Origin of the sequence: Pontiella sp. (assembly GCF_041622395.1) — a bacterium.
GTDB lineage: Bacteria > Verrucomicrobiota > Kiritimatiellia > Kiritimatiellales > Pontiellaceae > Pontiella.
The window spans coordinates 1-8,514 of sequence record NZ_JBFJYW010000167.1 but is presented as its reverse complement, the minus strand read 5'-3'; the positions used below and the strand labels follow the sequence as shown (position 1 = coordinate 8,514).

Genomic DNA, 8,514 nt, shown 5'->3' with positions numbered 1-8,514 from the left:
GGTAGGAGCCGCCATCGACCTCGATCAGCCCGATCACATCGGGATCGATGTCGCCGATAAACCCAATCAGTTCGTCCAAGTGTCCGTGCGTCCGGCCCAGCAGGCCGAGCAACGGGAGCTTCTTCTGGTTGCCGTGCGTGGCGTAGCAAATGTTGTACAGCATGAATTTCATACGCTGAATCTAGCGCGATGCGGACGCATATTGAAGAATTAAGATTTCATTTCACACGCCAACTGCCTAGCATGCTTGCCATGGAACCAGGAGCTCACGACGTCACCTATTGGGTAGTGATCAGCACGGGGCTGCATATTGCGGCCTTTGCCGGGGTCTTGGTGCATGCCCTGAAACGTCGGCGCAACGCCAGCGCCACCATCCTGTGGATCTTCGTGGCCTGGTCGTTCCCGCTTTTCGGCCCGCTGCTCTACCTCGCCTTCGGCATCGACCGCGTCCCGGTCAAGGGGCTGGCCAACAAAGCCGCCAACCAGATGATGTTGCTGCAGCGCAACAAACGGCACCAGGAAATGGGGATCGGGCATCTCGGCTTCCGCGCCGGCCCCGACGGATACGGGAACGAGCAAAGCCGCAAGCTGAACCATTCGATCGACGCCCTCAACCTCGAACATCCCTTACTCGAAGGAAACCGCATCACCCCGCTGGTCAGCGGCGACGAAGCCTACCCGCTCATGCTCCAGGCCATCCGCACCGCCGAGCACCACATCCACCTGCAAAGCTTCATCATCCAGCGCGACGAAACCGGACGCCGGGTCCTCGAGGCCCTCGCGGCCAAGGCCGAACAAGGCGTCCAGGTGCGCCTGATGTTCGATACCTTCGGCTCCACCCACGCCTACCTCGGCGGCCTCTTCCGCAAATACCGCAAGGTTCCCAACTTCGAAATCTGCGGTTGGACCCAGGCCAACCCCCTCAAGCGCCAGTTCCAAATCAATCTGCGCAACCACCGCAAAAACCTGGTGGTCGATGGGCGGGTCGCCTTTTTCGGCGGCGTGAACCTGGCCGACGAGAATACGACCTCGAAGGGTCAACAAGCCATCCGCGACTACCACTTCATGGCCGAAGGCCCCCTCGTCCACGAGCTGCAATACTCCTTCCTGCGCGATTGGTTTTTCATGACCGAGGAGCCCATCGAAACCCTGTTGCAACCCGCGCACTTCCCGAACGCGCAAGTCTGCGGAGCCGCCAAGGCCCGGATTATCGACAGCGGCCCCTCCGCCCCGCCCGAACTGGTGGGTGAAGCGTTTTTCAATGCCATCGTCATGGCGCAGCAACAAATCCTGATCGTTACCCCCTACTTCGTTCCGACCATCGACATCCTCAAGGCGCTGCGCTCCGCCGCCCGCCGCGGCATCGACGTCTGCATCGTCGTCCCCGCGAAAAACAACCACCACTATGCAGGGCTCGCCTCGAAGGCGCTCTACGAAGAGCTTCTCAATGCCGGGGTGCGCATTTTCGAGCGCCAACCGCCCTTTATCCACGCCAAGGCCATGGTGGTCGACAATGCCATCGCGCTCGTCGGCACCGCCAACCTCGATGTGCGCAGCCTCGAACTCAACTACGAAACCACCGTGCTCTTCGAAGACGCCGACGCCATCGGAAAACTCAAGCGCATGGTGATCGAAGACATGGCGCTCAGCACCGAAATCAACCTCAACGGATGGCTCCAGCGCCCCGGCGTCCAGAAATTGGCCGAAAACCTCGCCGTCCTCATGACCCCGGTTCTTTAAAGATTCCTTTTTCGTCCCGACCGGTGTAGCAATAGGCCATTCGCAACCCGGAGACATGCATGGCCGAAGTGAAACTCGAAGACGCGCCGCAGGGCGTGCGGACATACTACGACAAGGGGATCGCCGCCATGGAGCGCGACAACCTCGACTACGCCATGGATATGTTCGAGGCCGCCCTGAAACTGGAACCCGGCTTGCTCCAGATCCGCAAGCTGCTGCGCGCGGCCGCCGTGAAAAAAACCAAGGCAACACCCCCCGGAAAGCTGGCGATCGCAAAGGCGACGGCGCGATTGATGAAGGCCTCGGCGCGCGTGAAAAAGAATCCGCGCCAGGCGCTGGAAATGGCGGAACAACTCTTGCGGATCGATCCGCTCAACCGCTCGTTCGCCAAGGTCCAGTGCGAGGCCGCCGAAGCGGCCGATCTGCCCGAGGCCGCCATCCTGACGCTGGAGGTGCTGAACGACAACAAACCCCCGACCCCCTCCGTGCTCGAACCGCTCGCGCGGCTTTACCGTACAACGCAACAGTTCGACCTGGAATACAAGTGCCGCGGCCAAATCTGCAAACTCGCCCCCCACGACACCGAGGCCCTGAAGCAGATGAAGGATGCCGCCGCGCGGCTGACGATGGGCAAGGCGGGGTGGCAAAAGGCGGAGAGTTATCGGGATGTCATCCGGCCAGAAGCCGACCGACGCGACGAGCTCGAAGAGATCCAGGCCAAGGTCGACGCGGAACCGAAAGACCTGAACCTGCGCCGCGCGCTGGCCGACCATCAACTGCGCCGGAAGCAGTACGCCGCGGCGATCGACACCCTACAGGCGTGCCGGGACATGGCGGGCGGGAACGTTCCGCAGATCGACCGCAAGCTATTGGAGGCCCGGGAGCACCTGCTCATGTCCAAACTCGCCGAGGCCGAGGATGGCGACGACCGGGAGACGACGAGCACCCTTCGAAACGAGCTGGCCGAAATGCGGCTCAAGAACGCCGCCGCCCAAACGGAACGCTATCCGAACGACCTTCAGCTCAAGTTCGATTACGGGAAACTGCTGTTCGAGAACGGCCGATTCACCGAGGCCATCCAGCAGCTCCAGCATGCGCGGCGCAATCCGCAACGGCGCATCCGCGCCTTGCTTTATCTGGCGAAGGCCTTCAAAGCCAAGGGCCAGTTGCAGATCGCGCGCGAACAGCTCGAAACCGCCCTGCCCGAACTCTCGACGATGGATGAAACCAAAAAGGAAATCCTTTACGAACTGGGATCGCTTTGCGAAGCGGACGGCCTTGCCGGCGAGGCCGACCACTACTTCCGCGAAATCTACGCGGTGGACATCGCCTACCGCGACGTCGCGAAAAGGGTGGAACGCTAAAACGAACCGCGGCGCGCGCGCCGGGTCCTATTTGAGTTTCACATAATCGACCGTTAGCGCCGGGACCGGTTTGCGCGGATCGACCCGCTTCTGGATTTCGAGGGTTTTGCCCGTGCCACGAAGGGCTTTGCAATCCGAGAGGACCTTCCACCGCTGGTCCTGCGGGTCCTGATACAGGATCGTGTAGATATACCCCACTTCGGTATTGAGACTGATGGTTATGATTCCATCCGCGTTCTGCGAAACCCCAAGCTGGGGTTTATGCTCGGGCTCGACCTGCTTCGAGACGCAACCCGCCCCCGCCAACAGGACGGAGACCATAAGCACGGCGGCCAACCTTCGAATCATCATACGAACCCCTATTTCCCTTGAACCTTCGCCGGCTGGGCTTCCGCTTCTCCCGGCCCCAGCACGACGGCTTCGGGCGCGGCATCTTCAAACGGATTCACGACGGGATCCTCGGGCGTTTCCATTTCCGGTTGCGCAACGGGCTCTTCTGTCGCAGGCGGTTCCTCGGCCGCGGGTTCTTCCTCGAGAACGGGTGCGGGATGGCGTATGGCCACCCAATGCTGCAGGTCATCGAAACCGGCCGAACTGCGGTTCTTCAAGTTCTCGCGCAACGGCTTGTGGTACCACGCCACATTCAGCCCACCGGGATTGATCGCATCCATGGAAAGGCCATAGTTTTTGGAGAAGGTGCTCCAGACCTTGTATTTGAAGTCGAAATACTGCCCGATCAGGTGGATCATCGCCCGCGGATCGGTGGTGGCCACCTTGTACACGGCCCCGCACCAGGCGTCCGGCGGAACGAGGGTTTCCGGAACCGGCGCCCCGGCCGCTTCGACGATCAGGGCGGAGTCCGGTCCCGCGCGGAAAAAGGTTCCTTCGCGGAACTTTTCGGGCGACACGTTCACCCATTCGCTGCCCGTCCAGCCATGCAACGACACGGCCCCGTTGGCCCCGAGCTGATAACTGATGAGCAACGTTGGGTAAAACGTGGAAATATCCTTGCCGATCCGCATCGAAACCTCGTCGCGCGGAACCAAGACGAGCGTAACCTCGTCCTTGCGCGAGGCGAACGACGTCGCCACGCAGGCAACCAAAGCCACCAGACCAACAATATATTTCTTGTTCATGATCGGTCTTCCTATTTGACGGGCAACGGGGTTGGGGCAAGACGCGCGGCCAGTTGCTGGTCGATCATCATCAAGCCGCCCTTGTCCTCGCCCACCATGCGCAGCGGCGCCACGATATCGTTCACGTTGGACTCTTCCTCGACCTGCTCGGTCACATACCATTGGAGGAAGGCTTGCGTGGCATAGTCGCGCTCTTCGATCGCCAGATCCATCAGCTTGTGGATCAGTCCGGTCACGTACTGCTCGTGCTCGAGCGTCTTTTGGAAAATGGCGAGCGGACGGCCATATTCCTTCTCCGGTTTTTCGATCGCCTTGAGTTCAACCTCGCCGCCCTGGGAGAGGATATAGTCGTACATTTTGGTGACGTGCATGATTTCCTCTTCGTACTGCATGCGCATCCAGTGCGCAAAGCCGGGAAGCCCAAGCGTGTTGCAATACGCCGACATCGCCAGATACATGTATGCCGAAAAGAATTCCTTGTTTACCTGCTCGTTCAGGGCCGCCTGCATATTTTTCGATATCATCGCCAATCTCCTGTTAATCTTTGTAGTAACGAATATCCACCTTAAATAAAATTAGTCAATCCCATTGGCGCGCTTGGCCGAAATCACCGTATTGAACAGCAACATCGTAATGGTCATCGGCCCCACGCCGCCCGGCACGGGCGTGATCATCGACGCCTTTTCCTTCACGGCATCGAAATCGACGTCGCCCACCAAACGGTAGCCGCGCTCGCGCGAGGCATCTTCGACGCGGTTGACGCCGACGTCGATCACCACCGCGCCCTCTTTCACCATGTCGGCGGTCACCGTGTTCGGCCAGCCGGACGCGGCGATGATGATGTCGGCCTGCCGGGTGTGGTAGCCGAGGTCCTTGGTGCGGGTATGGCAGAGCGTGACCGTCGCGTTCGCGCCGTCCTTCTTCTGCAAGAGCATGTTGGCAACGGGTTTGCCGACGATATTGCTGCGGCCGACCACCACCACGTGCGCGCCTTCGGTTTCGACCCCGCTGCGCTTGAGCATCTGGAGCACGCCGTGCGGCGTGCAGGGCAGGAACGTCTCCTCGCCCACCATCATCTTGCCGACGTTCATCGGATGGAATCCATCCACATCCTTGTCCGGATCGATCGCCAGCAAGATGGCCGACTCGTCGATATGCTTCGGCAGCGGCAGCTGCACCAGAATGCCGTTGATCTTCGGATCCTTGTTCATCCGCTCCACGAGGGCCAGCAACTCCTCCTGCGTGGTTTCGGCCGGCAGGCGGTTGTCGTCGGAATAGATCCCGATGTTTTCGCACGCCTTTTCCTTGGCACTGACATACGACTGCGAGGCCGGATCGGACCCCACCAGAATCACGCCCAGCCCGGGAACGATCCCCTTTTGCTTCAGCGCGGCGACCTCCGCCTTCAACTCGTCGCGGATATCCGCCGCAATCCGCTTTCCATCGATAATCTTCGCCGACATGCCACTCCCCCTACGGTTATGCTCTTTAATAGGTGTTTCAAAGGATTGCGGAACAATACCTGTCGCCCGCAGCGGGATCAAAGCCCGAGTTCAACAAACTTCCCGGCGAACGCATCCCGCCCGCGTCATTTGTTTGGGAGGCGGCTTTTCGAACGGGCCCGGAATCTGATAAGCATGGCGCACAACATCGGAGTCAACGACATGAATAATTTCACCTATGCAAATCCCACGAAGATCCAGTTTGGCCGCGGCGTGATCGCCCAGCTGGGCGATGAACTGACGCGGCTTGGCGCGTCGAAGGTCCTGCTCGTCTACGGCGGCGGCAGCATCAAGAGCAACGGCGTCTACGATGCGGTCGTTGCGCAACTCGCCGCAAGCGGCATCGCCTTTGCGGAGCATGGCGGCGTGCAGGGCAACCCGGTGCTCTGCCATGCGCGCGATGGCGTGGCCAAGGCGCGCGCCGAAAACGTCGACCTGATTCTGGCCGTCGGCGGCGGCAGCGTGGTCGACGAATCGAAAGCCATCGCCCTCGGCGCGGCGTCCGACACCGACGTCTGGGAATTCTTTGCCAAGCGGGAAGCTCCGCAAACGGCCCTGCCGGTCGTGGCCGTGCTCACCCTGCCCGCCACCGGCTCGGAAATGAACGGCATCGCCGTCCTATCCAACGAAGAGACCGACGAAAAGAACGCGCTCGTCTGCCCGCCCCTGCTCAACCCCAAGGCGTCTTTCCTCGACCCGGAAACCACCTTCTCGCTTTCCGCCCGCCAAACCGCCTTCGCCTGCACCGACATCCTGTCGCATCTGATGGAGGGCTATCTCACCACCGCCGCAGGGCACCTCCCCGTTCAGGATGGAATGATCGAAGGCGTTGCAAAGGCAACCATGGAATCGATGGCGGCGATCCGGGAAAACCCGGCCGACTACGATGCGCGCGCCGCCTTCATGTGGTCGGCCACTCTGGCCTGGAGCGGCATCTGCCAAGCCGGCATTCCGGCGTGGGGCATGCCGTGCCACGCGCTCGAAATGCCGCTGAGCGCGGTATACGACATTGCCCACGGCGCCGGACTCTCCATCATCATTCCTGCCTGGATGCGCGTTGTTGGAGCAAAACACGAGCCGCGGATTTTGCGGTTTGGCCGCTGCGTCCTGGGCCTGGAAGCGCCCGGCTCCATCGACGCCGTCGCCGACGCCCTGACGGACTACTACCGCTCCATCGGATCTCCGGTCAGCTGCACCGAAGCCGGCATCGAGCCCGACATCGACCGCCTGACGGCCCTCGCCTCGGCCGCCTTCCAGCAGCGCGGCATGACCGACTACACCGAACCAATCATCCGCGATATCTACCTCCGAGCCCTCTGACCATGGACACTCCCTTCCAGCTAGTTGCCGACTTCCAGCCGACGGGCGACCAACCCGACGCGATCGAGAAGCTGTGCGCCGGGCTGGCCAAGAGCCGCAAGTTCCAGACGCTGGAAGGGGTGACGGGATCGGGCAAAACCTTCACGATCGCCAACGCCATAGCGCGGCACGGCCGCCCGGCCCTGGTGCTCTCGCACAACAAGACGCTCGCCGCCCAGCTCTATGCCGAGCTGAAATCCTTCTTCCCGCACAACGCGGTCGAATATTTCGTCTCCTACTACGACTATTACCAGCCCGAGGCCTACATCCCGCAGACCGACACCTTCATCGAGAAGGATTCGGCCATCAACGACGAGATCGAACGCCTGCGCCTCGCCGCCACCGACGCCCTGCTCAACCGCGAGGATGTCATCATCGTGGCCTCGGTCTCCTGCATCTATGGACTGGGATCGCCGGAAGACTACAAACAAATGGTCGTCAGCGCCAACGTCGGCGAAAGCGCCAACCGCGACGCCATCCTGAAAAAGCTGGTCGACATCCAGTACGAGCGCAACGACTACGAACCCGGCCCCGGCAAGTTCCGCGTGCGCGGCGACACGCTCGACATCTTCCCCTCCTACGCCAAGGACTACATGATCCGACTGGAATTCTGGGGCGACGAGATCGAGGCGGTCAAGAAGGTCGATCCGCTGACGGGCAACACGCTCGAAACCTACGAGCATATGATGATCTCCCCGGCCAAACACTTCGTGATGCCGCAGACGAAGATCGACGCCGCGCTCGTGGCCATCCGCCAGGAGATGGAGCAACAAGTTGCCGTCTTCGAGCGGGAAAACCGCCTGATCGAGGCGCAGCGCATCAAGATGCGCACGGAGTACGACCTCGAAATGCTCAAGGAAATCGGCTTCTGCGGCGGGATCGAAAACTATTCGCGCCACCTGGCCGGCCGCGAGGCCGGGCAGCGCCCGGAATGCCTGCTCGACTATTTTCCCGGCAGCTTCCTGACGATCATCGACGAATCGCACGTCACCCTGCCGCAGGTGCGCGGCATGTACAACGGCGACCAGGCGCGCAAGCGCACGCTGGTCGAGCACGGCTTCCGCCTCCCCTCGGCGCTCGACAACCGCCCGATGAACTTCGACGAGTTCATGGGGGTCACCAACGAAATCGTGTTCCTCTCCGCAACGCCGGGGCCCTACGAACTGGAGCACGGCGGCATCCCCGTCGAGCAGATCATCCGCCCCACGGGCATCATCGATCCGCCCGTCGAACTGCGCCCGCTCAAGAACCAGATCGACGACCTGATGGAGGAGATCCGCATCCGCGCCGAACGGAACGAACGCACGCTGGTGACCACCCTCACCAAGCGAACGGCGGAGGATTTGGCCGAATACCTCGAAAAAACCGGACTGAAGCTCCAATATCTGCACTCCGACATCGATGCGCTCGAGC

The 8,514-nt window shown here is 61.3% G+C and carries 8 protein-coding genes; 4 read left to right on the top strand and 4 right to left on the bottom strand.

What is annotated here, in order from left to right; genetic code table 11:
- Positions 1-252 precede the first annotated feature (252 nt).
- Both cls and ABYO54_RS10505 read left to right on the top strand, forming a co-directional pair.
- Entirely contained in the window at positions 253-1,740 is a 1,488-nt protein-coding gene (gene cls / locus ABYO54_RS10510) for a cardiolipin synthase (RefSeq protein ID WP_372808203.1), read from the top strand.
- Positions 1,741-1,799: 59 nt separating this feature from the next.
- Positions 1,800-3,104, top strand: a complete 1,305-nt coding sequence (locus ABYO54_RS10505) for a tetratricopeptide repeat protein (RefSeq protein ID WP_372808202.1) — start codon at positions 1,800-1,802, stop codon at positions 3,102-3,104.
- 27 nt (positions 3,105-3,131) lie between these two features.
- On the opposite strand, the gene ABYO54_RS10500 is transcribed toward ABYO54_RS10505, so the two are convergent.
- From ABYO54_RS10500 to folD, 4 genes are read right to left on the bottom strand one after another with little or no spacing between them, the layout of a single operon-like run.
- Complete coding sequence (locus ABYO54_RS10500) at positions 3,132-3,455, bottom strand: hypothetical protein (protein WP_372808201.1); 324 nt, start codon at positions 3,453-3,455, stop codon at positions 3,132-3,134.
- An 8-nt stretch (positions 3,456-3,463) separates the two neighbouring features.
- Positions 3,464-4,240 (bottom strand): hypothetical protein, encoded by a 777-nt coding sequence (locus ABYO54_RS10495; protein WP_372808200.1) that lies wholly within the window; start codon positions 4,238-4,240, stop codon positions 3,464-3,466.
- 11 nt (positions 4,241-4,251) lie between these two features.
- Positions 4,252-4,764, bottom strand: coding sequence for a ferritin (locus ABYO54_RS10490; RefSeq protein WP_372808199.1), 513 nt, complete (start codon positions 4,762-4,764; stop codon positions 4,252-4,254).
- A gap of 51 nt (positions 4,765-4,815) precedes the next feature.
- The gene (folD, locus tag ABYO54_RS10485; RefSeq protein WP_372808198.1) at positions 4,816-5,703 is read right to left on the bottom strand and encodes a bifunctional methylenetetrahydrofolate dehydrogenase/methenyltetrahydrofolate cyclohydrolase FolD; all 888 of its coding nucleotides are present in this window, start codon (positions 5,701-5,703) and stop codon (positions 4,816-4,818) included.
- A gap of 174 nt (positions 5,704-5,877) precedes the next feature.
- On the opposite strand from folD, the gene ABYO54_RS10480 reads away from it, so the two are divergent.
- Both ABYO54_RS10480 and uvrB read left to right on the top strand, forming a co-directional pair.
- The gene (locus ABYO54_RS10480; protein WP_372808197.1) at positions 5,878-7,062 is read left to right on the top strand and encodes an iron-containing alcohol dehydrogenase; all 1,185 of its coding nucleotides are present in this window, start codon (positions 5,878-5,880) and stop codon (positions 7,060-7,062) included.
- Positions 7,063-7,064: 2 nt separating this feature from the next.
- On the top strand, positions 7,065-8,514 hold a 1,450-nt coding region (uvrB, locus tag ABYO54_RS10475; RefSeq protein ID WP_372808196.1), incomplete at its 3' end, for an excinuclease ABC subunit UvrB.